Source organism: Paraburkholderia sp. UCT2 (genome assembly GCF_014397665.1).
GTDB classification, from domain to species: domain Bacteria; phylum Pseudomonadota; class Gammaproteobacteria; order Burkholderiales; family Burkholderiaceae; genus Paraburkholderia; species Paraburkholderia tuberum.
The window spans coordinates 1-21,059 of record NZ_VZQO01000018.1 but is presented as its reverse complement, the minus strand read 5'-3'; the positions used below and the strand labels follow the sequence as shown (position 1 = coordinate 21,059).

Below are 21,059 nucleotides of genomic sequence, written 5' to 3'. Positions count from 1 at the left end.
CGCACTGCGCGCCGCCCGATGCGCGACGCGCACCGCGTTGCCGAAACCATGCCGCTGAATCCCACGATCGAGCAGGTGCTCGACATGATCGCGCGGGCCAAACGCCCGCAGTATCACCAGATGAGCGCGCAAGCGGCGCGCGCGTCGTACGAGAAAAGCGCGCCGATCCTCGAGATCGCGAGCGCGCCGATGTTCTCCGTCGAAGATCTGCGCGTGCCGACGCGCGACGGCGCGACGATCCGCGCGCGCTTCTACTTCCCGGTCGAGCCGGGCTGGGCCGAGCCGCTGCCGGCGTTCGTGTACTACCACGGCGGCGGCTTTACGGTCGGCAGCGTCGATACGCACGATGCGCTGTGCCGGATGTTCGCGCGCGACGGCCAGTGCGCGGTGCTGTCGGTCGATTACCGGCTCGCGCCCGAGCACAAGTTTCCGACCGCTGTCGACGATGCCTTCGACGCCCTCAGCTGGCTGCACGCGCACGCGGCCGAATTCGGCATCGACGGCACGCGGCTCGCGGTCGGCGGCGATAGCGCGGGCGGCACGCTCGCGACGGTTTGCGCGGTGCTCGCGCGCGACGCCGGCCTCGCGCTCGCGCTGCAATTGCTGATTTATCCGGGCACGACCGGCCATCAGCAGACCGACTCGCACTCGCGCCTCGCCGACGGCTTCCTGCTGTCGGGCGACACGATCCAGTGGTTCTTCGAGCACTACGTGCGAGATAGCGGCGATCGCGACGACTGGTGTTTCGCGCCGCTCGACGGCGAGCGCGGTGCGCCGGATTTTCGCGGCGTCGCGCCCGCGTGGATCGCGACCGCCGAATACGATCCGCTCAGCGACGAGGGCGACGCCTATGCGGAGAAACTCCGTGCGCTCGGCAATCCGGTCACGCTCAAACGCTACGCCGGCATGATCCACGAGTTCTTCAAGATGGGCGGCTTCGTGCCCGAAGTCGCGCAGGCGCATGCGGACGCCGCGGCGGCGTTGCGCGCGGCATTCGGCATCGGGTGAGGGCGGTGATCGCGAAGCGATGAGCGGCCGGCGGCGAATGCGCCGGCCAGGCGGTGCTCAAACGATCACGCCACGCTCATCCGGTCGCGCTCGACATTGAACGCGAAGCTGCGCTCGAAATCGCCGGGCCGCACGATCCGGTGCGAGCCGTTGTCGTCGCTGCGCTCGGCGACCGCGACGCCGATCACGTCGCCATAGGCGGCGACGCGCAGCGCGGTGGTGCTGCGCGTGCCATAGTCCGGCGATTCGATGAACGCCGCCGACAGCACGCGCTCGCGTTCGAGCGGAATACCGGTCGACGGCAATTCGTCGTCGCGCGCGAGCCGCGGATCGCGCATCAGATCGATCAGGCGTTCGAGCGGCGGCATCGGATCGCGCGCGAGCAGCGTGCCGAGCTCGCCGCGCTTTTTGACCAGCTTCGGCCACGCGGTATCGAGCACCGCGTTCGAGATGCCGTGCGTGCCCGGCGCGAGCAGCGCGGGACCGCTGTTTGCGTCGACGGCGCCGCGATTGCAGTACCACGCGAGCTCGCGACGCGTCCAGTCGCCGACCAGCAGATTGAAGCCGTTGTAGATGTCGCCGGATTGCGCGACGTGCCGCAGATACGCGAGCGGCGTCTCGTGCGGATTGCCGTCGGCGTCGCGCGCGGCGCTCGTGAGCCAGTCGCTGACGAGCGTGCCGCGGGTCGGCGCATCGGCGCGCATTTCGCCCGGCGCGCGGTAATTGGTCAGCGCGGCGAAGCGGCCGTCGCGCGACAAGCCGAGCCACGTGCCGCCGCCCACGAGGTCGCGGCCCCCCAGCACCTCCGGCGCGTCGCGCCACCAGCCGATCGGCTCGGCCGTGCGGCGGAAGAACTCGTCGCGATTCGCGGCGAGCGTGAACAGCGGACCATCGAGCGCATCAGGTCGCCAGTCGAAAACGATCAGGCACATCGGGGAGCATCTCCCGTTCAGAGCATGGGGCGGCCGCCTGATGCAGCGACGCAGGCGGCAAACGAAAGCGGCAAAAAACAGACGAGAATAAAGCAGTCAATAAAAAACGGCGCCCGATTGCGCCGCTTCTTACCCTCTCCAACGATCAGACTTCGGCAGGCAGCCCGTAGGGCAGCGTCAGGAAGCGCAGCGCGGGGCCGTCGGCCGCGCCGACATGTACGCTGCCGCTGCCGAGCGCCGTGAGCTTGGTCTCGACCAGCAGATCGACGCCGCCGCCTTGCGCCGATGCCGCGTTGACGATCATCCCGCACGGCTGGCCCGGATCGTCCGAGTGGAACAGCTCGGTGCTGGGCCGCACCGTGTCCAGCTCGCCGGGGACGTTGGCGAGCGACGTGCGCCGCTTGATCGTGCCGCGATACTGGCTGCGCGCGACGACTTCCTGACCCGGATAGCAGCCCTTGCGGAAATTGACCGCGCCGAGCACGTCGAAGTTGACCATTTGCGGCACGAACTGCTCGACGACCGGCTGCGTGATGCGCGGCTCGCCCGCGCGGATGTCGAGCCAGTCCCACACGGCCGGCGACACGCGCTTTAACCTGCCGTCGAGCGACGGCAGCAGCGCTTCGATCTGCGCTTTCGGGCCGATCCACAGATAGCGCAGCCGCTCCAACGCATCGGGCACGCGGATCAGCGTGCCCGCTGTGCCGTCGACCTGCACGTGCACACCGTCGGGCAGCGCGTCGAACACGCCGGACAGCGCGCCGCGCACGTCGCCCGCGAGGCCGACCACCGCGAGCTCGCCGCTCGCGTCGGCGAGCTTGGCCTTTGCGCGCAGCACGAACATCGACAACCGCTTTTGCACCGCGGCCTGCAGGTCTTTCGATACCAGCAGGCGGATCGTATCGCCGCTGCGCCAGCTGAGGAACGACGCGAGCAGCCGGCCCTTGGCCGAGCAGTAGCCGGAGAGGCGCGCGTTCGCGGCGTCGAGATGCTGGACGTCGTTGGTCAACTGGGCGTGCAGGAAGCTCGCCGCGTCGTCGCCGGTCGTGTCGATCACGCCGAACTGCGGCAGCGGCATGTACGCGCCATGCTCGAGCACGGCGGTGAATTCTTCGGCCGACGGGCGCGGCAGGATGGGCAGGGCGGCGGGCGCCGCCGCGGCGGGAGTGAGACCGGAAGCGTTACCTGAGGCGTTCACGAGTGGTGTGTTCATGGATTCCGGGAACAGTCAATTCTGACTTTGGCTAAGGCAAACAGTCATTATATTCAGTCCAGCCCTGTCGCGTTTCGCAAGTCCCTGGCGAATGAAGGCTTTCCGAGAGCCTTGCGCAGCAGGGGATTGCACGTTATCACCCTCCGGCTGTGCCCATATTGTGACCATGTCGGGGTGTTCTCCCAGAGGGTCCGGCGCAAGATGGGCGGGCACCCGACGTGCCGGATCTGCTGTCCGCTGCCGTGGTCACAGACGAGCCGCCGCCGGGGTGGCTGCGGCGGGGCCACTGAGTAAGGCGGACGAGCCACTGTCACTCCGTGGGCGGCTTGGCCGGTGCCCAGTCCATCGGCTGCTCAGTCGTGATTTTCAGCCGTTCGCGTAATTCGGGATGCGCGATTGCCTGAATCAGAATCGCCATTCCTCCAAGCTTCCGAGCGTCTTCGTCTGTCACTGGCAACATTGAATTTTCCGGAGCATCCGGTGGGATAGTGATTGCCAGCGCTCGATCAATCGCCGCTTGCACGTGAACCCGTGAAACTGTGCACATCTTTAACTGCTGGGTATCGGCGTCATAAAAAATGACGCTAGCCCGATCCGGTTTCGTCATCTCAATATCCCCTGCATGCCTGGAATTTATCGAATGCTCGCTGTGTGCAGAGCGCATAGGTGCGTGGATCTTGATACATTGCTCGGGCCACCTGACACATGCTCCATGTCTGAATGGTAGTCCGCGAAACACTCAGCCTCATCCATCTCACTGACGCCACGCGCGGCCAGTTCCTGCACATCGCCGAACTGCGGATCCTCGGTGTACTCAAACGGCCGCGCATCGCCGAGCGGCGTCGATACTGGCGTCGCGATGGTTCCATCTGGCAAGACGTCGCCGGGGCGGGCGTACCAGATCGCGAGGCCATCGTCGGCGGCCAGCCGAGGCAGTTTGGGGCGCTCGAATGAGCGCGCGGCACGCACCAAGGGCAGCGCCCTCCGGAATAGCTGCGACGGCGTAACGGTTGGATAGTACGGCCGGATCTGCTGTTGGACAGGCGCGCCGCTTCGGCGCGACTGCAATCACATCGCCACGCTCAAGGGCGGCCCGTAGCGCCTGGGCGAGTTGATCCGGTGCCGCGCCGCTCGCATACGCGCCGCCGCGCACATTGCGCATGACCTCGACGAGCCGCGGTAGCTGGCGCGTGTCATGCGTAAGCTCCCATGCGCTTGCCGAGGCAATGAGCTTCCGGCCGGCTCGCGCTTCGTCACTAAATGCGTTGCCGCGATATTCCTGCCGCGTGTGGAGCATGCAGCCCTAGTGGGTTCCGACTTTGAACTCGATCGCCATGCGCCCCCTCTGTAACGTCAAATCAGCCGGCATACCTATGGCCGGGACCCGATCATGCGTTCCGAAAGAATGAATTCCGATGCGAACCCTATTGTTGTTGTCGTATCGCCTTGGCGACCACAAGAATTCTCAGAGCGGAACGGGGCGTGGAGTCTCCCAATTGCCGCAGCTCGTGCTCGGGTCTTTCGCGGCGGCGTGCAGGTCGCCCCTGAACCGTCGTTTGAAACTGTCAACAACGGCCAAAAGCGGCAGGAGCCGAAAAGGCGTTTGGTCGGGAATTGTCGAACCTTTGAAACTCTGACCTATGTTGTGACAGCGTACGACTCGAGTAGCATCAGACCGACGCCAGCGGATTTCATATTGTTTTTTCCGGCCGTGACCATCTGGTGCCCGCATCTATACAATACAGGTCGCAAAAGGCCGAAAGGGCTGCAAAACGGCACAGTCTCAATGTTGACCGACGCAAGACTTTCCCGTTAAAAATCAGTTCGTTGCCATCTAAACGCTAATTCTTTCCTGTCGTGTCCCTTCTGAAGAAATGTTTCGTCGCCGGCGCGCTCGTCGTTGTGCTGGCCGCGGCGGCCATCGCCGCTGGATACTACTGGGCCACCCGCCCGCTCGAATTGACCCCGGCGCAACTCGACGTCACCGTCAAGCCGCACAGCAGCCTGCGCAGCGTCGCGCTGCAGCTCAATCGCGGCGGCGTGCCGGTCGAGCCCGAGCTGTTCATCGCGATGACGCGGTTGCTCGGGCTGCAAAGCGAGCTGAAGTCCGGCAATTACGAGTTCAAGAGCGGCATCACGCCCTACGAGGTGCTGCAGAAAATCGCGCGCGGCGACGTCAACGAATATGTGGCGACGATCATCGAAGGCTGGACCTTCAAACATATGCGCGCTGAACTCGACGCCAATCCCGCGCTGAAGCACGACACGCTCGGCATGAGCGACGCCGATCTGATGAGCGCAATCGGCGCGCCCGAGGCGTCGATCGGCAACGGCGAAGGGCTGTTTTTCCCGGATACCTACCTGTTCGACAAGGGCACGAGCGACCTCGACATCTATCGCCGCGCTTACCGTCTGATGCGCGTGCGTCTCGACGAGGCGTGGCTCTCGCGCGCGCCGAACCTGCCGTACAAGTCCCCGTACGACGCGCTGACGATGGCGTCGATCGTCGAAAAGGAAACCGGCAAGGCGTCCGACCGGGCGCTCGTCGCCGCGGTGTTCGCCAACCGTCTGCGCGCCGGCATGCCGCTACAGACCGACCCGACCGTGATCTACGGAATGGGCGACAGCTACGCCGGCCACATCAGGAAGAAAGACCTGCAGACCGACACTCCATACAATACCTACACGCGGATGGGCCTACCGCCGACGCCGATCTCGCTGCCGAGCGTCGCGTCGCTGCAGGCGGCGATGAACCCGGCGCAAAGCAACGCGCTGTACTTCGTGTCGCGCGGCGACGGCAGCAGCATCTTTTCTGACACCCTCGGCGAACACAACAAGGCCGTGGACAAATACATTCGAGGGCAATGATGGCGCGCGGCAAATTCATTACGTTTGAAGGCATCGACGGCGCGGGCAAGACCACTCATCTGGGCTGGTTCCGCGAACGGCTCGAGGCGAAGCTCGCGCCGAGCGGCCGCTCGGTCGTGATGACACGCGAGCCGGGCGGCACGCCGCTCGGTGAGCAGATCCGCGATATCGTGCTGCATCAGAAGATGGATCTCGAAACCGAAGCGCTGCTGATGTTCGCGCTGCGCCGTCAGCATCTGGCCGAGGTGATCGAGCCGGCGCTCGCGCGCGGCGATTGGGTGCTGTCCGACCGTTTTACCGATGCCACTTTCGCCTACCAGGGCGGCGGCCGCGGCTTGCCGCGCGACAAGCTGGAGACGCTCGAGCGCTGGGTGCAGGGCGGTTTCCAGCCGGATTTGACCGTGCTGTTCGATTTGCCGCCCGCCGTCGCCAACGAGCGGCGCAGCGCGGTGCGCAATCCGGATCGTTTCGAGAGCGAGTCGGCGGCGTTTTTCGAGCGCACGCGCGCCGAATACATGCGCCGCGCCGAAGAAGCGCCATATCGATTCGCTATCATCGACTCTTCGCAGAGCATCGTTCGAATTCAGAAGCAGCTTGAGGAGTTGATTACAACCCTCTGATTATAAATAGATATAACGGCTTCTTATAATCTCGTGCGAAGTTCACTCGACATCTGAAGTAGCGCCTACAACCCATTGATTCAAAAAGACAAACGATGATCTATCCGTGGCAAGCCGATGACTGGAATCGCCTGCAGCAGCTGCACGGCCACTGGCCGCACGCGTTGTTGCTGCACGGCCAGGCGGGCATCGGCAAGCTGCGTTTCGCGCAGCACCTCGCGCAGGGTCTGCTGTGCGAGGCGCCGCAACCGAACGGCGAGCCGTGCGGCGCGTGCGTGGCCTGCAACTGGTTCGCGCAGGGCAATCATCCCGACTACCGCATCGTCGTGCCGGAGGCGCTCGCCGCCGAAGCCGGCCTCGCGAACGCCGCGAACGGCGCCGACGACAAGGCCGAAAAAGCCGATGGCGACGAAGGCAAGAAGACCCGCACGCCGAGCAAGGAAATCAAGATCGAACAGATCCGCGGTCTGCTCGACTTCGTCGGCGTCGGTTCGCATCGCGGCGGCGCGCGCGTCGTCGTGCTGTATCCGGCCGAGGCGCTCAACGTCGCGGCCGCCAACGCGTTGCTGAAGACGCTGGAAGAGCCGCCCGCGGGCGTCGTGTTCCTGATGGTGTCGGCGCGCCTCGACCGTTTGCTGCCGACCATCATTAGCCGCTGCCGGCAGTGGCCGATGAGCGTGCCCGCGCCGGACACCGCCGCGCAGTGGCTGGCCGCGCAAGGCGTCGACGACGCCCGCGCGCTGCTCGCCGAAGCGGGTGGCGCGCCGCTCGCCGCGCTCGCGCTCGCCAGCGACGAAAACCGTCCGCTGCGCGACTGGACGCTCAAGCAGCTCGCGGCCGGCGCCGGGTGCGACGCATTCGCGTGCGGCGAGGCGCTGCAGAAGCTCCCAGTGCCGCTCGTGCTCGGCTGGCTGCAGCGCTGGATGTACGATCTGCTCGCGCAGCGCACCGCCGGCGCGCCGCGCTATTTCCCGCAGGCGTCGGCCGCGCTCACCCGCTGCGCCACCCAGGCCGACGCTAATGCATTCGCGCGTTTTCTGCGCACCGTCACGCGCCAGCGCGCGGTCGAGAACCATCCGTTGAACGCGCGGCTCGTGTTCGAGGAACTGTTCATCGGCTATCGCGCGCTGTTTGCGTGAGCCCGCAGCCGGACAGCCTTCCGTCTTTTTTTCATTCAAGCCAACCGCCATGAGCCTTTCCTACCGCGACGCCACGCTCGACGATCTGCCCGCGATCGTCGCCATCTACAATTCGACGATCCCGTCGCGCCAGGTCACCGCGGACCTCGAGCCGGTCAGCGTCGAGAGCCGGCATGGGTGGTTTCATGCGCACAGCCCGCAGAAGCGGCCGCTGTGGGTGGTCGAAGATCCGAAGCAGGCGGGCCGCGTGATCGCGTGGCTCAGCTTTTCCGATTTTTATGGCCGGCCGGCTTATCAGCGCACCGCCGAAGTCAGCATCTATCTCGACGAGCGCGCGCGCGGCCAGGGACTCGGCAAGCAACTGCTGGCGGCGTCGCTCGAGGCGGCACCGGGTCTAGGCATCGATACGGTGCTCGGCTTCGTGTTCGGTCACAATGAAGCGAGCGTGCGGCTGTTCCGCGGCTTCGGCTTCGATGCGTGGGGCACGCTACCGCGCGTCGCGGTGCTGGATGGCGTCGAGCGCGATCTGGTGATTCTTGGCAAGCGTCTTGCCCACGCCGGTTGAGCACGCTGCGTAAGCAGCGCCACCTGAGCTGTCCCAGGCGGTCCCGGCCACGCCATCGCCCATCCGCAAGCCCCTTTTTCCCAGGACCTGACCATGTTTGTCGATTCGCACTGCCACATCAACTTCGAAGGACTCGCGGACCGTCTGCCGCAAGTGCTCGAAAACATGCGCAGCCATTCGGTCTCGCACGCGTTGTGCGTGTCGGTGGATCTTGAAACGCTGCCGTCGGTACTGGACATCGCCAGCCGCTATGACAACGTGTACGCGTCGGTCGGCGTGCATCCCGATCACGAGCACATGCGCGAGCCGAGCGTAGCCGAGCTGGTCGAACTGGCCGGGCACCCGAAGGTCGTCGCGATCGGCGAAACCGGGCTCGATTACTACCGCCTCGAAGGCCGCTCGATCGCCGACATGGAGTGGCAGCGCGAGCGCTTTCGCACGCACATCCGCGCCGCGCACGCGACCAGCAAGCCGTTGATCATCCACACCCGCTCGTCGTCGGAAGATACGTTGCGCATCATGGCCGAGGAGCGCGCCGGCGTGCCGGGCGGCGTCATGCATTGCTTCACCGAACCGTGGACCATCGCCGAGCAGGCGCTCGCGCAGAATTTTTACATTTCGCTGTCGGGCATCGTCACGTTCAAGAGCGCGACCGATGTGCAGGACGTCGCGCGCCGCGTGCCGCTCGACCGTCTGCTGATCGAAACCGACTCGCCGTACCTGGCGCCGGTGCCGTATCGCGGCAAACCGAATGAACCTGCGTACGTCAGTTATGTCGGACGCTTCATCGCGCAGCAACGCGAGATGCCGGACGAGGCGCTGGCCGCCGCCACCACGCAAAACTTCTTCAGACTGTTCGGACTCGCCGCGCCGGCCGGAATCTGAGCCAAAAAGCCGCGTAACATCAAAGGGATAGGAAGATTTCCTAAAGTACCATATGAAAAATATTTCGACGTCGTCCGCTGATTTCCAACCGCTGTCCGCCGGGTCGGCCGCCCGGGCTCTCGCACCGGCGCGCCGTCTCGCGTGCGCCGCCGCGCTCGCGTGCGCGGCGCTCGTCGCGGTGCCCGCGCATGCGGCGCCCATCGACTCGCTGATCAAGTCGGTCAAGTTCGACGACGTCGACGGCGTCAACAAGCTGCTCGCGAAGGGCATGGACCCGAACAGCGTCGACAATCAGGGCATCCCGCTGCTCGTGATCGCCGCGCGCGAGAAATCCGACAAGGTCGCGGCCGCGTTGCTTGCGAATCCGAAGACCGATATCGAGATTCAGGACAAGGCCGGCGAAAACGCGCTGATGATGGCGTCGCTGGTCGGCGACCTGAACTTCGTGAATCTGCTGATCGCGAAGGACGCCGAGGTCAACAAGAAGGGCTGGGCGCCGCTGCACTACGCGGCCGCGAACGGCCACGACGACATCGTCAAGGTGCTGCTCGACCACTCGGCCTACGTCGACGCGGGCTCGCCGAACGGCACCACGCCGCTGATGATGGCCGCGCGCGGCGGCCACGTTTCCACCGTCAAGCTGCTGCTCGACAACGGCGCGGACCTGTCGGTGAAAAACCAGATCGGCATGACCGCGCTCGATTTCGCCAAGACCTACAAGGAGCCGGACGTCGTCGAAGGGCTCACGGCGCGCATGCAGCAGACGCAGCAGCAGAAGCAATGACGTTTTGTCGGCAGGCGCCTCGCCATGCCGTGCCGCTTTGCAGCCGTTTTGTCCGGGCCGCGCGGCTGCCGGCCTGCTGCCGCCGCGTAAAACAGTGCAGAATGACGACTTCGGCGCGCCGCGTAGCGCGCCGTCCGGACGCGGCAGAAAGACCGCGTGAATAAACAACCCTGGAAAGGAACACCATGCTGCGGGCTTTGATTTTCGCCGGCGCGCTTGCCTTGCCGCTTTCGGCAGCCGCGTTTACGGGAGGCGACCTCAACAAGCTGTGCACCAAGACGGACGTGGCTTCGCGTAGCGCCTGCGCGGCCTACATCGAAGGCGCGGCCGACGGCATCTTCAACACGATCGACGCGATCGGCGGCACCACCGGTCCGCGCGTCGGCCAGTACTTCTGCCTGCCGCCGGATGCGCGCTCGGCGCAGTTGACCGACGCGGTGCGCAAGTACATCGCCGAGAACCCGAACGCCGCGGGCTACAACGCGAGCACGGCGATTTCGCTGGGTCTCGGCAAGGCGTTTCCCTGCAAGAGCGGCGGCTGATCGATAAGCGCGGCGCATCGAGGAACCCGTTGTAACGCCCAGGCGCGGTCGTGCGCCCCGGATGTCAGTAGTCGCCCAGGCGCGCCGCCGCTCATCGAGCCCGGAGGAAGATGCCCGTTATGCCTACTATCGACGACTTCTACCGCGTGGCGGCCGCGCCGCTGCATACGTGGCTCGGCACGCTGATCGTGACGGCCATCGTGGCGATCGTGGCAAGCGGCATTCACCGCTTCGGCGCGCGCATCGTGAAGCGTCTCGCGCGGCCGCACGCGCTGACGAGCGTCGTGCTGCGCTACATCGACAAGCCGTCGCTGTTCGCCCTCGTGATCCTCGTGTTCGCGTGGGTCTGGTCCGAGGCACCCGACACCCTCAACTTCATCGAACCGGTGCGCGACATCACCGGCATCGCGCTGATCGCCGCGCTGACGTGGCTGTCGGTGCGCTCGGCCGCGGCGATCGGCGAAGCGATCATCCGCGCCCATCCGCTCGATTCCTCCGATAACCTGCAGGCGCGCCGCATCCATACGCAGGCGCGCGTACTCGCGCGCTCGGTGATGATCGTGATCGTGATCATCGGTGTCGGCGGTGCACTGATGACCTTGCCCAACGTGCGGCAGATCGGCGCGAGCCTGCTGGCGTCGGCGGGTGTCGCCGGTCTGGTCGCCGGTATCGCGGCGCGGCCGGTGCTCGGCAACCTGATCGCCGGTTTGCAGATCGCGCTGTCGCAACCGATCCGCCTCGACGACGTCGTCGTGATCGAGAACGAGTGGGGACGCATCGAGGAGATCACCGGCACGTACGTGTCGGTGCGGCTGTGGGACCAGCGCCGGCTGATCGTGCCGTTGCAATGGTTTATCGAAAATCCGTTCTCGAACTGGACCCGCAGCAGCTCGCAGATCATCGGCACCGTGTTCCTGTTCGTCGATTACCGGATGCCGCTCGCGCCGCTGCGCGAGGAGCTTGCGCGCATCGTCGAGAACGCGCCCGAGTGGGACCGTCGCGTGCAGGTGCTGCAGGTGACGGACTGCACCGAGCGCGCGATGCAGTTGCGCGCGCTCGTCAGCGCGCCCGATTCCGGCCTTGCGTGGGATCTGCGCTGCCGCGTGCGCGAAGGGCTGCTCGATTTCGTTCATCGGCATTACCCGGAATACCTGCCGCGGGCGCGTGCCGAGGTGTCGGCGGAGCTGGAGACCGGTGGCGCTGGCCCGAGCGACTGGCTGCCGCGCAGCCGGCAGGCGCCAGCCGGCAGCACCGCCGCGCATACCGAAGCCGATCCGGTGGCGAGCCGCATCGGCCGCACTGGCGCGGGCGAGGTCGCGCAGAAGGCGAAGGAGCAGGCTTAGCCGGGCGTTGCGGATCGCGCGTGGCGAGCGGCGAGTGGCGACCGCCCTCGGCAAGCCCGGCGATGTGCGGGCACGCCGATTGCTGCTCACGGGCGCGCCACGCCTGCTCAGGCGTCGCGGCGCATCGCATGAATGACGGAGGACATGCACTATGGGCCGATTGATCGTCGTGTCGAATCGCGTCGCGACGCCGACGGAGACCAAGGGATCGGCGGGCGGACTCGCGGTCGGCGTATTCGGCGCGCTGAAGGATGCAGGCGGCGTCTGGTTCGGCTGGAGCGGCGACGTAGTCAGCGAAACGGTCGCCAACGCGGGGCCGACGCTCGAGCAGGACGGCGCGGTGACCTTCGCAACCGTCGGCCTCACGCGCAAGGACTACGACCAGTACTACCGCGGCTTCTCGAACGCGACGCTGTGGCCGGTATTCCACTACCGCAACGACCTCGCGCGCTACGAGCGCGAGGAGTACGCGGGCTACCGGCGCGTCAACGCATGGCTCGCTCACAAGCTGGTCAAGCTGCTCGAACCCGACGACATCATCTGGATTCACGACTACCATCTGATCCCGTTTGCCGAGGCGCTGCGCAGCGAGGGCGTGACGAACCGCATCGGTTTCTTCCTGCATATTCCGTTTCCCGCGCCGCAGATCCTGCTCAACATTCCGCCGCACGAGGAACTGGTGAAGTCGATGTCGTGCTACGACCTGCTCGGCTTCCAGACCGCCACCGACCAGCAGGCATTCCACGACTACGTGACGCGTCACGCGCGCGGCACGGTGAGCGCGGACGGCGTCGTCGAGGCGTTCGGGCGCAAGCTGCGCACCGGCGTCTACCGGATCGGCGTGTTCCCCGACGAAATCGCCGAGCAGGCCAAGCGCTACGAAAGCCGCCAGCACGTGCTCGAGCTGAAGCAAAGCCTCGAGGGGCGCAAGCTGGTCATGAGCGTCGACCGGCTCGACTATTCGAAGGGACTGGTCGAGCGCTTTCGCGCGTTCGAGTTGCTGCTCGAACGCTCGCCCGAATGGCGCGGCAACGTCACGCTCGTGCAGATCGCGCCGCCTACGCGCTCGGACGTCGCGACCTATCAGAAGATCCGCCAGGATCTCGAATACGAGGCAGGGCGCATCAACGGCCGCTACTCGGGGCTCGACTACACGCCGATCCGCTATCTGAACCAGCAGTACGACCGCTGGAAGCTGATGTCGCTGTTTCGGGAGTCGCAGATCGGCTTCGTCACGCCGCTGCACGACGGCATGAACCTCGTCGCGAAGGAGTACGTGGCCGCGCAGAATCCCGACGATCCCGGCGTGCTCGTGCTGTCGATTTTCGCGGGCGCGGCCGCCGAGCTCTCCGGCGCGCTGCTCGTCAATCCGCACGATGCGATCGGCATGTGCGAGGCCTTGCAACGTGCGCTGCAAATGCCGCTCGACGCGCGCCAGCGGCGTCACGAGATCGACATGGCCGCGCTGCGTAAGAACGATCTCGGAGTGTGGCGCGACAGCTTCCTCAGGGATCTGCGCAGCATGCCAGTGCGCGGGTCGGGCGAGGGCGGCGGCCACCAATGACGGCGCGGCGACGGCCCAAAGCCCGCGCAAACCCGGCGCGTGGCCGCGTGTCACCGGATGTAAGCCGCTTGTAACAGCACCGAGCAATTGCAAGACCTGCGGCTTTTCGACCGATGCCAGGGAATAATTCCCCGTAACGACGATGCATGCGACGCTTAGGGACCGCGTGCATTGTTCCGACGTCATGGCGCTGTCATACTCGGCGTCGCCGACGGCATCGCGATTGCGCGCCAGCCGCCGGCTCACGGAGACACAATATGAAGATTGCGCAGATCGCCCCGCTGACCGAATCGGTGCCGCCGAAGCTCTACGGCGGCACGGAGCGCGTCGTGTCGTACATCACCGAAGCGCTGGTCGAGCAAGGCCACGACGTGACGCTGTTCGCGAGCGGCGACTCCGTCACGAGCGCGAAGCTCGAAGCGGTGTGGCCGCGCGCGCTGCGGCTCGATCCGGGCATTCGCGACCGCATCGCGCCGCATATGCTGTTGATGGAACTCGTGCGCCGCCAGGCCGAAGAGTTCGACGTGCTGCATTTCCACCTCGACTACTACTCGTTCTCGGTATTCAAGCGGCAGGACACGCCGTTCGTCACGACGATGCACGGCCGGCTCGATCTGCCCGAGCAGCAGCCGGTGTTCGACACGTTCAACACCGCGCCCGTGATCTCCATTTCGAACGCGCAGCGTCATCCGCTGCCGCAGGCGCGCTGGCTCACCACGGTCTATCACGGCCTGCCGGCGCAGCTCTATACGCCGCAACCGGTCGAGCAGAAGTACCTCGCGTTTCTCGGCCGGATTTCGCCGGAAAAGCGCGTCGATACGGCGATCCGCATCGCCGGCCGCTGCGGCATGCCGATCCGTATCGCCGCCAAGGTCGATGCGGCCGACCGCGAGTACTTCGAGCGCGGTATCCGGCCGTTGCTCGACCTGCCGTACGTCGAGTACATCGGCGAGATTGCCGATCATCAAAAGGCCGAGTTTCTGTCGGGCGCGCATGCGCTGCTGTTTCCGATCGACTGGCCGGAGCCGTTCGGTCTCGTGATGATCGAGGCGATGGCTTGCGGCACGCCGGTGATCGCGTTCAACCGCGGCTCGGTGCCCGAAGTGCTCGAAGAGGGCGTGACCGGGTTCATCGTCGAGGACGAGATCGGCGCGGTGGCGGCCGTGAACCGGCTGCATAAGGTGTCGCGCGCGGGCGTGCGGCGGCGTTTCGAGGAGCGCTTCACGTCGCACCGGATGGCGCGTCAGTATGTGGAGGCGTATCAGTCGGTGATTCGCGCACAGAAGCGCTCGAGGCTCAAGGTGGTCGATTCGTCGGGCGGTTGACGCGGGATCGTTGGGACGTGTCGAAGCGAAGGACGGCGGTACGCGATGCGCGGCGCCGTTTTTTTGCGCGCGAGTTTTTCCGTTCCCGAGCGTCGGCATCGGCATCCATAACAAAAAGGCCGCGCGACGACCCGCACAGGGTCCTCCGCGCGGCCTTCGCCGCGATGCGCGCAAGTGATCAGTGGAGCGCGCCGATGAGCGCGCTCAGATCTTCAGCCGCGTGACCTTCGTGCCTTGCAGCGAGACGTCGCCCATCAGGCCCGCGTTCGTCAACACGAAAACCTGAACTGGCGCGGTGGCCGTGGTCGTGTCGACGGCGCCGTTCGCGCCGATCTTCACGAGCGCGACCGATGCATCGACGCCGGCCGACCAGCCGTTCGCGTTGCGGAATTTATCGAGCGAATCCTGCGTCATGAACAGGAAGATGATCGCCTTCGATTGCGCGCCCGCCTGCAGGCCGAACGAGCCCGACACGGTGCTGTAGTAGCCGACCGTCGTGCCGCCCACCCGCAATGCGCCTTCGCCATACTGGCCGCCGACGATCAAGCCCGCCTGCAGCACCGACGGGAACACCAGCACGCCGCGCGCCTTCGACACCAGCTCGCGCGAGCCCGGCACGGTCGTGAACAGTTTGGACAGCGTGCCGTCGACGCTGGCGTCGATCGACTGTCGTTTCGAGGCGTCGATATGAGCATTTTCCGGCGTGTTGCCCGTCGTCGTGCACCCGGCGAGTGCAAGGCCTCCGAAAGCAAGCGCAGCGGTCGTCTTCAACATGAAGTGTCGTCTTTGCATCGTTTTTCTCCGTCATGGATCCGGGGCGCAACCGTGGTGGTGTCGCCTGGTTGCCTTTGAGTTATAACACAGGCTGGTGCAAAAGGCGCGTTGCGTGACAACGCGAAAAGCCTTATGGGACAAGGGTTTGAGCCTGATCGCAAGAGGTCTTCCCAGTAAATTTGACCGGCCTTGCGCGCGACTTCCGAGCACGCGTCGAGCGACGATCCGAGGGGCGACGCCGAACAGCGCCCGAGTCGCGGCGATTGTGGGGACGCTTCGGCGTGGCCGCACGATGCGCCGGTTTTTACCGATTTTCGCGTCGCGCGGCGGCCCATCGACATGGCAATGAGAGTGTTGTTTCTGCGCGGCAAATTGCGGCGAAGTGCAAGCGGCGCGGCCGCCGCTCACCCGTGATTCGCCGGACTCTTGACCGCGGGCGGGCGCCGCAGCGCGCGGCGCACCATGCCGATGATCGCGCCGATCGCGAACAGCATAGCCGCCGGCACGATCCAATAGCCGACGAATGCGTGCCACAGATAGGCCAATAGCGTCGAGCGGCGCACGCTGTATTCGTTGATCGCGTCCTGCTGGCGCGGCGCGTTGGCGGCCAGCACGTCGGCCGGGCAGCCGGCCGCCTTGGCCTCGTCGGGCTTGCCATGGCAATGCGCGGGCGCCCCGGCGGTGCGCTGCGCCTCGGTGAAATTCCAGGTGGTGAGCGCGCGGTCGAGATCGACCGCGTTGTACGACATTTCCTCGCGGATCTCGTTGACCGCGACGATCGCCACAGGCACGGCCCAGAATATGATGACCAGCAACCACCGCCTTAACCAGCGGTTTTTGTGCTTCGATACCATCCTTGCCTCCGATCGATGCTCAGTAGCACCAACGACAAGATGGCGGCCCGCGTAGTTGTCTGGTTCTATATGAGTGAGGGTGGGCCGTCTCCGCAGCCATCATAGAAGAAAACGGCGCGTTGCGGCGGGTGGACGACGAAGCGGGGGGACTCGATCGGAGCGCCGCGTGGGCGCAACGATGCGCCGGCGCCGCGTCGATCGGAGGGCGCCGGCGTGGGGGACGGCTACGCCTTTCGCTCAGTTGGCCGGCGCCGAGGAGGACAGGCAGGTCTTCATGAAGGCCTTGCGGTCGTCGCCTTTCTTTTCGCCCGCCTGCTTGTTGCACACCTTCATCTTGTCCTGCTGGCTCATCGGCGCGGCGGCGGCCGGCTTCGCGGAAAGACAGGTTTTCATGAACGCCTTGCGCTCGTCGCCCTTCTTGTCGCCGGCCTGCTTGTTGCAGTCGGCCATCTTGGTTTGCTGGCTGTTCTGCGCAAACGCCGGCGATACGAGTACCGCGCCCAACACCAGCGTGGCGATAGCGGATTGGATTTTCATGGGACACTCCATCGGTGGTGAAAACGTTTCTGATCGTTCATGCGCGCGGGCGACGACGGCATCCATAAGCCCATCGGCGCATCCATTATGGCAAATGCCGTCTGCCAGAACGGCTCAAAATGCATTCCGGTTGACAGCGGTCCGCGCTCGTTTTCCCTGAGCAGCGTGGCGCAACCGGCGCTGCGGCGTTTGAAACAATCGAATGAACGAGAGCGCGAATTTTGTCATGCAATGCAGATTGCTCGGGGCGATTATTTCAAGCTTATTGAAACGAAATTACGGTTTCCGCTATTTTGATCTATGGTTAACAGGCAATGAGAATTTTCATATTGCTGCGAATGCAACTGAATAGAAAATAGGCATGAAATTCGGTAGTCGCCGTTATCCTCAACTGCGCTCCGGTGCATGCCGCTCCCTGCCAACCCTCAACCTCGCGAGGAGACTCACCATGCATTACCTGTTGATGTACGAGTTGGTACCCGACTATCTGGAGCGGCGCGGCGAACATCGCGACGCGCATCTGAAACTCGCATGGGCCGCCGCCGAGCGAGGCGAACTGCTGCTGGCCGGCGCGCTCGCGGAGCCGACGGACGGTGCGGTGCTGCTCTTCACCGGCGCGTCGCCTGCGGTGGCGGAGGCCTTTGCTACCGCCGATCCGTACGTACTCTCCGGACTGGTCACGCGTTGGCGCGTGCGCGAATGGACCACGGTCGTCGGCGAGCACGCATCGAAACCAGTGCGCCCGTAACGTCGTTCGAAGCGACTTCGTCGCTTCTGTCACGCCTCGAACTCCGCGCCTGCGCGGCGGCCGCGTGTGCGCCTCCCGTTGCCTCCATGTCACCGCGCGGGCGCGTCGCAGTCCTTTGGCCGACGCTCGAAACCGATGTTCACATCAACCATCAAAGCGCATAGAAATGCATGCTGGATCGGCAATTACATTTCTAAAGCCCATTCTGTTCGGTCATGCGGTATTGTGCTTTGCAATAGACAGATACGATGCCGGATAAGCAGCGGCTTCTGTTACGGCAATACGAGAATCGACGCAGCGAAACCGACAAGATTGTTTCTATCCGTAACACTTGTCTCAACTGTACTCATGCAAAGATTGGAATGGTATGCTTCGTGCACAAATTTTCCCACGCACGAGTGAGACCGCGTTTTGTGCTTCGTAATAGGGAAGATCCGCACCACGTGTGGGCGGGCTGCTCCAGCGAGCCGAACGGACCAAACAAATTTGTGCAACCGAGGGCCGCACACGGGTCGTGAACGCTGAGAACCCGTGGCAGGCCCAACGCCGCGGCCAGGCCAGGCCGCGTGGAGAAAATCCAATGTTTTTCGATGAGCTAAACAACGACGAATGGGCGCTGCTCGCGCCGCTCGTCTCCGACGAGCCGGCCGTCCGTCTGAACCGGCGCGGCCGGCCGCGCGCCGAACCGCGCATCGTGACGAATGCCGTGCTGTGGATCATGACCACCGGCGAGCCGTGGTCGAAGCTGCCGGGCCGCTATCCGTCCGGTCCCACCTGCCGCCGCCGCTTCGAAGAGTGGCAACTGAACGGCACACTGCTGGAGATGGTCCGTCTGCTGTCGCAGAGCGGGCGTACCTTCGCATACATTCCCCAACCGGCGCCGCCCGTTACGGCCAGACCCGCGGCACCGGTTGCGCAAACCCCGAGCCCGCGCGAAGACAATAATCTGCGCGGCGTGTCGTGGAAGAGTCCCGAGTCGTGGCAGGCGCCCGGCGTCGCGAGCGCGTTGAGCCAATGGCGTACGGCCGATCCGATCGGCGACATCACGCGGCAATTGTCGGGGCTTGCGCCGGCGAGCGCGGTGGCGACATCGGCGTTCGCGACGTCCGCAGTGGCGACGTCCGCGACGGCGGCGGAGATGCGCGTCGAACCGGCCGCATCCGGCACGGTCGAGCCCGTCGCGATCGACGACCCGCGCCCGTCGCTGACGCTGGGCCTCGCCCCGCGCGGCATGCAGGTCGCCGATTCGCGCGGTTATCTGATCTACGTGGTGGTCGAGGAAGTGCCGAATGCGATGTATCGCGGGTGGGCGGAGATCATCAGGGACGGCAAGCGCGTCGAGCGCTCTGGCCTCGTCGGCCCGCGCTTCGCGGATGCGCAGCACGCGCAGCAGTTCGCGCTCGACTGGGCGCGTCAGTGGATCGATCGCGAATGCGCGACCGACGCGGCGGCCACGACGATGGTCCACGCAACGGCCGCGCCTGCGTCGGCGAACCTTGCACAGCGGTCCGCGGATCGTTCGTTGCCAGGCCTGCGTCATGCGCCGGAACCGGCATCGGTCAATGGCATCCCGAATCACCCTGGCAATCACGGCGCGCCGTTGCACGGGCCGCTGAAGCCATCACTGAATGCATTACGCGGGACGCTGCGCCGCTATCCGTCGGACACCGCGACCGCGGGCGGGGCAAGCACGCCCACGGTGACGACCGACAGCGGCACCGCGGAGCGCTTTTCCGCAACCTACAAAGAACTCCTCTCATACGTGGGATGAGCCCGGCGGTCCCCGCGGCCGCTTTGCGCCGCCGCAGGTTCCCGCTTCGTCATTACGACCGCTCGCGCCTCATTGCCTTCCGTACGTATCGTCGAAGCGCACGATATCGTCTTCGCCGAGGTACGAACCCGACTGCACCTCGATCATTTCGAGCGGCATCTTGCCCGGGTTTTCGAGGCGATGCGTAACGCCGAGCGGAATATAGGCCGACTCGTTTTCGGACACGATAAAGCGTTCGTCGCCGCGCGTGACGAGCGCGGTGCCGCGCACGACGATCCAGTGCTCCGCGCGATGATGATGCATCTGCAGCGACAACCGCGCGCCCGGCTTCACGACGATCCGCTTGACCTGGAAGCGCTCGCCGGTGTCGACGGAATCGTAGTTGCCCCACGGCCGATGCACCTTGCGATGATTGGCTGCTTCGAGCCCGCCATCCTCGCGAATCCGGTTGACGATCTTCTTCACGTCCTGCACGCGTGACTTGTCGGCGACCAGAATCGCATCGGCGGTCTCGACGACGACGAGATCCTGCGTCCCGACGCAGGCAATCAGTCGTCCTTCGGAATGCGCGAAGGTGGAGTTCGCGCCTTCGAACATCACGCGGCCGCGGCTCACGTTGCGATCGGGGTCCTTCTCGCTGATGTCCCAGATCGCGTCCCACGAACCGACGTCGGACCAGCCGGCCGCAAGCGGCACGACCACGCCCGACGCGATGCTCTGATCGGGGCCGAGCTTTTCCATCACCGCGTAGTCGATCGAATTCGACGGCGAGCCGCTGAACGCATCGCGTTGCAGCCGGAAGAAGTCGCCGTCCGCCGTGCTGCCCGCGAAGGCCGATTCGCATGCTGCGTAAATGGCCGGCTGAAAATGGCGGATCGCTTTGAGCCACGTCGATGCGCGCACGATGAAAATACCGCTGTTCCACCAGTATTCGCGTGATTCGACATAGCGCTGCGCGAGTTCCAGATGCGGCTTTTCGACGAAACGGTCGAGGCGATGCGCGACGGGGCGAGCCGCTGCTTCGGTCTGTACATCGTCAGAACCGAGCGGCGCGCCGATGCGGATATAGCCGTAGCCGGTTTCGGCACGCGTCGGCACGATTCCCATGGTGACGATATGGCCAGCGGCCGCATGCTGTACGCCGGCGGCGACCGCCGCGTGAAATCCTGCGCTGTCGGTGACCGCGTGATCGGCGGGCATCACGACCATGATGCCGTCTTCATCCTGCGCGGCGACGGACAACGCGGCCACCGTCAACGCGGGCGCGGTGTCACGGCCCACGGGTTCGAGTATCAGCCGGCTCGGCTTGGCGCTCGTGCGCAATTGTTCGGCCGTCGTGAAGCGCTGTTCTTCGTTGGCGACGACCACGAGCTGGCCGGCAAGCGGATAACCGGCTTCGAGCCCATCGAGACGGCGGGTCGTCGATTGCAGCAGCGACTCTTCGCCGAGCAGGCCGATCAGCTGCTTCGGATGCTGCTCGCGCGACATCGGCCACAGCCGGGTGCCCGAGCCGCCCGCGAGAATCACGGGATGAACCTTGAGCTTGACGCTGGTTGCGGTTGAGGGCATGGACGATTGGGCGGGGGT

General features: G+C 65.2%; 22 protein-coding genes. 15 read left to right on the top strand and 7 right to left on the bottom strand.

Features of this window, described 5'->3' with window-relative positions:
* The first annotated feature begins 48 nt into the window (after positions 1-48).
* Complete coding sequence (locus tag F6X39_RS16720; RefSeq protein WP_187617413.1) at positions 49-1,008, top strand: alpha/beta hydrolase; 960 nt, start codon at positions 49-51, stop codon at positions 1,006-1,008.
* 65 nt (positions 1,009-1,073) lie between these two features.
* Here the strand turns inward: F6X39_RS16720 and F6X39_RS16715 are convergent, their stop codons facing one another.
* The 3 genes from F6X39_RS16715 to F6X39_RS16705 form a co-directional block, all read right to left on the bottom strand.
* A complete protein-coding gene (locus F6X39_RS16715) occupies positions 1,074-1,940 on the bottom strand; it encodes an NRDE family protein (RefSeq protein WP_184033520.1) in 867 nt (288 codons plus the stop codon).
* A gap of 145 nt (positions 1,941-2,085) precedes the next feature.
* Positions 2,086-3,153 carry a YgfZ/GcvT domain-containing protein gene (locus F6X39_RS16710; protein WP_187617412.1) on the bottom strand — a complete coding sequence of 356 codons (1,068 nt, stop codon included), beginning with the start codon at positions 3,151-3,153 and terminating at the stop codon, positions 2,086-2,088.
* A gap of 310 nt (positions 3,154-3,463) precedes the next feature.
* The gene (locus tag F6X39_RS16705) at positions 3,464-3,760 is read right to left on the bottom strand and encodes a hypothetical protein (protein WP_090804775.1); all 297 of its coding nucleotides are present in this window, start codon (positions 3,758-3,760) and stop codon (positions 3,464-3,466) included.
* A 113-nt stretch (positions 3,761-3,873) separates the two neighbouring features.
* Between F6X39_RS16705 and F6X39_RS16700 the strand changes: the two genes are divergently transcribed.
* The 11 genes from F6X39_RS16700 (at position 3,874) to F6X39_RS16650 (ending at position 14,788) form a co-directional block, all read left to right on the top strand.
* The gene (locus F6X39_RS16700; RefSeq protein WP_187617411.1) at positions 3,874-4,107 is read left to right on the top strand and encodes a hypothetical protein; all 234 of its coding nucleotides are present in this window, start codon (positions 3,874-3,876) and stop codon (positions 4,105-4,107) included.
* A gap of 903 nt (positions 4,108-5,010) precedes the next feature.
* Positions 5,011-6,021 carry an endolytic transglycosylase MltG gene (gene mltG, locus F6X39_RS16695; protein ID WP_187617410.1) on the top strand — a complete coding sequence of 337 codons (1,011 nt, stop codon included), beginning with the start codon at positions 5,011-5,013 and terminating at the stop codon, positions 6,019-6,021.
* Positions 6,021-6,641 carry a dTMP kinase gene (gene tmk, locus F6X39_RS16690; RefSeq protein ID WP_187617409.1) on the top strand — a complete coding sequence of 207 codons (621 nt, stop codon included), beginning with the start codon at positions 6,021-6,023 and terminating at the stop codon, positions 6,639-6,641. The genes mltG and tmk overlap by 1 nt, the downstream gene beginning before the upstream one ends.
* 95 nt (positions 6,642-6,736) lie before the next feature.
* Positions 6,737-7,780, top strand: coding sequence for a DNA polymerase III subunit delta' (locus tag F6X39_RS16685; protein WP_187617408.1), 1,044 nt, complete (start codon positions 6,737-6,739; stop codon positions 7,778-7,780).
* Positions 7,781-7,829: 49 nt separating this feature from the next.
* Positions 7,830-8,345, top strand: coding sequence for a GNAT family N-acetyltransferase (locus F6X39_RS16680; RefSeq protein WP_187617407.1), 516 nt, complete (start codon positions 7,830-7,832; stop codon positions 8,343-8,345).
* 93 nt (positions 8,346-8,438) lie between these two features.
* Entirely contained in the window at positions 8,439-9,230 is a 792-nt protein-coding gene (locus F6X39_RS16675) for a TatD family hydrolase (RefSeq protein ID WP_187617406.1), read from the top strand.
* A gap of 52 nt (positions 9,231-9,282) precedes the next feature.
* Positions 9,283-10,014 (top strand): ankyrin repeat domain-containing protein, encoded by a 732-nt coding sequence (locus tag F6X39_RS16670; RefSeq protein ID WP_184033540.1) that lies wholly within the window; start codon positions 9,283-9,285, stop codon positions 10,012-10,014.
* 185 nt (positions 10,015-10,199) lie between these two features.
* Positions 10,200-10,556 (top strand): Rap1a/Tai family immunity protein, encoded by a 357-nt coding sequence (locus tag F6X39_RS16665; protein WP_090804794.1) that lies wholly within the window; start codon positions 10,200-10,202, stop codon positions 10,554-10,556.
* Positions 10,557-10,675: 119 nt separating this feature from the next.
* Positions 10,676-11,899, top strand: coding sequence for a mechanosensitive ion channel family protein (locus tag F6X39_RS16660; protein WP_187617405.1), 1,224 nt, complete (start codon positions 10,676-10,678; stop codon positions 11,897-11,899).
* Between the two features lie 151 nt (positions 11,900-12,050).
* Entirely contained in the window at positions 12,051-13,463 is a 1,413-nt protein-coding gene (gene otsA / locus F6X39_RS16655) for an alpha,alpha-trehalose-phosphate synthase (UDP-forming) (RefSeq protein WP_187617404.1), read from the top strand.
* Between the two features lie 257 nt (positions 13,464-13,720).
* Positions 13,721-14,788, top strand: a complete 1,068-nt coding sequence (locus F6X39_RS16650; protein ID WP_187617403.1) for a glycosyltransferase family 4 protein — start codon at positions 13,721-13,723, stop codon at positions 14,786-14,788.
* Between the two features lie 204 nt (positions 14,789-14,992).
* On the opposite strand, the gene F6X39_RS16645 is transcribed toward F6X39_RS16650, so the two are convergent.
* The 3 genes from F6X39_RS16645 to F6X39_RS16635 form a co-directional block, all read right to left on the bottom strand.
* Positions 14,993-15,580, bottom strand: coding sequence for a YSC84-related protein (locus F6X39_RS16645; protein ID WP_187617402.1), 588 nt, complete (start codon positions 15,578-15,580; stop codon positions 14,993-14,995).
* A 386-nt stretch (positions 15,581-15,966) separates the two neighbouring features.
* Positions 15,967-16,416: a hypothetical protein gene (locus F6X39_RS16640; RefSeq protein ID WP_187617401.1), complete on the bottom strand. Its 450-nt coding sequence runs from the start codon at positions 16,414-16,416 to the stop codon at positions 15,967-15,969.
* A gap of 237 nt (positions 16,417-16,653) precedes the next feature.
* A complete protein-coding gene (locus F6X39_RS16635; RefSeq protein ID WP_187617400.1) occupies positions 16,654-16,953 on the bottom strand; it encodes a PsiF family protein in 300 nt (99 codons plus the stop codon).
* Between the two features lie 39 nt (positions 16,954-16,992).
* Between F6X39_RS16635 and F6X39_RS16630 the strand changes: the two genes are divergently transcribed.
* From F6X39_RS16630 to F6X39_RS16620, 3 genes are all read left to right on the top strand, one after another.
* On the top strand, positions 16,993-17,250 hold the full coding sequence (locus tag F6X39_RS16630) for a hypothetical protein (protein ID WP_187617399.1): 258 nt from the start codon (positions 16,993-16,995) through the stop codon (positions 17,248-17,250).
* Positions 17,251-17,401: 151 nt separating this feature from the next.
* Positions 17,402-17,701: a YciI-like protein gene (locus tag F6X39_RS16625; protein WP_018418036.1), complete on the top strand. Its 300-nt coding sequence runs from the start codon at positions 17,402-17,404 to the stop codon at positions 17,699-17,701.
* A 580-nt stretch (positions 17,702-18,281) separates the two neighbouring features.
* Positions 18,282-19,472 carry a transposase gene (locus tag F6X39_RS16620; RefSeq protein ID WP_187617398.1) on the top strand — a complete coding sequence of 397 codons (1,191 nt, stop codon included), beginning with the start codon at positions 18,282-18,284 and terminating at the stop codon, positions 19,470-19,472.
* Positions 19,473-19,541: 69 nt separating this feature from the next.
* On the opposite strand, the gene F6X39_RS16615 is transcribed toward F6X39_RS16620, so the two are convergent.
* Positions 19,542-21,041, bottom strand: coding sequence for a mannose-1-phosphate guanylyltransferase/mannose-6-phosphate isomerase (locus F6X39_RS16615; RefSeq protein ID WP_187617397.1), 1,500 nt, complete (start codon positions 21,039-21,041; stop codon positions 19,542-19,544).
* Positions 21,042-21,059: the final 18 nt, after the last annotated feature.

Coding starts and splice junctions, on each gene's coding strand:
- F6X39_RS16670 (WP_184033540.1), top strand. CDS start 9,283: ATGAAAAATATTTCGACGTCGTCCGCTGATTTCCAACCGCTGTCCGCC.
- F6X39_RS16680 (WP_187617407.1), top strand. CDS start 7,830: ATGAGCCTTTCCTACCGCGACGCCACGCTCGACGATCTGCCCGCGATC.
- F6X39_RS16620 (WP_187617398.1), top strand. CDS start 18,282: ATGTTTTTCGATGAGCTAAACAACGACGAATGGGCGCTGCTCGCGCCG.
- F6X39_RS16625 (WP_018418036.1), top strand. CDS start 17,402: ATGCATTACCTGTTGATGTACGAGTTGGTACCCGACTATCTGGAGCGG.
- F6X39_RS16665 (WP_090804794.1), top strand. CDS start 10,200: ATGCTGCGGGCTTTGATTTTCGCCGGCGCGCTTGCCTTGCCGCTTTCG.
- tmk (WP_187617409.1), top strand. CDS start 6,021: ATGGCGCGCGGCAAATTCATTACGTTTGAAGGCATCGACGGCGCGGGC.
- F6X39_RS16640 (WP_187617401.1), bottom strand. CDS start 16,416: ATGGTATCGAAGCACAAAAACCGCTGGTTAAGGCGGTGGTTGCTGGTC.
- F6X39_RS16715 (WP_184033520.1), bottom strand. CDS start 1,940: ATGTGCCTGATCGTTTTCGACTGGCGACCTGATGCGCTCGATGGTCCG.
- F6X39_RS16645 (WP_187617402.1), bottom strand. CDS start 15,580: ATGCAAAGACGACACTTCATGTTGAAGACGACCGCTGCGCTTGCTTTC.
- F6X39_RS16685 (WP_187617408.1), top strand. CDS start 6,737: ATGATCTATCCGTGGCAAGCCGATGACTGGAATCGCCTGCAGCAGCTG.
- F6X39_RS16660 (WP_187617405.1), top strand. CDS start 10,676: ATGCCTACTATCGACGACTTCTACCGCGTGGCGGCCGCGCCGCTGCAT.
- F6X39_RS16705 (WP_090804775.1), bottom strand. CDS start 3,760: ATGACGAAACCGGATCGGGCTAGCGTCATTTTTTATGACGCCGATACC.
- F6X39_RS16635 (WP_187617400.1), bottom strand. CDS start 16,953: ATGAAAATCCAATCCGCTATCGCCACGCTGGTGTTGGGCGCGGTACTC.
- F6X39_RS16630 (WP_187617399.1), top strand. CDS start 16,993: ATGCGCGCGGGCGACGACGGCATCCATAAGCCCATCGGCGCATCCATT.
- F6X39_RS16710 (WP_187617412.1), bottom strand. CDS start 3,153: ATGAACACACCACTCGTGAACGCCTCAGGTAACGCTTCCGGTCTCACT.
- F6X39_RS16700 (WP_187617411.1), top strand. CDS start 3,874: ATGGTAGTCCGCGAAACACTCAGCCTCATCCATCTCACTGACGCCACG.
- F6X39_RS16650 (WP_187617403.1), top strand. CDS start 13,721: ATGAAGATTGCGCAGATCGCCCCGCTGACCGAATCGGTGCCGCCGAAG.
- F6X39_RS16615 (WP_187617397.1), bottom strand. CDS start 21,041: ATGCCCTCAACCGCAACCAGCGTCAAGCTCAAGGTTCATCCCGTGATT.
- F6X39_RS16720 (WP_187617413.1), top strand. CDS start 49: ATGCCGCTGAATCCCACGATCGAGCAGGTGCTCGACATGATCGCGCGG.
- otsA (WP_187617404.1), top strand. CDS start 12,051: ATGGGCCGATTGATCGTCGTGTCGAATCGCGTCGCGACGCCGACGGAG.
- F6X39_RS16675 (WP_187617406.1), top strand. CDS start 8,439: ATGTTTGTCGATTCGCACTGCCACATCAACTTCGAAGGACTCGCGGAC.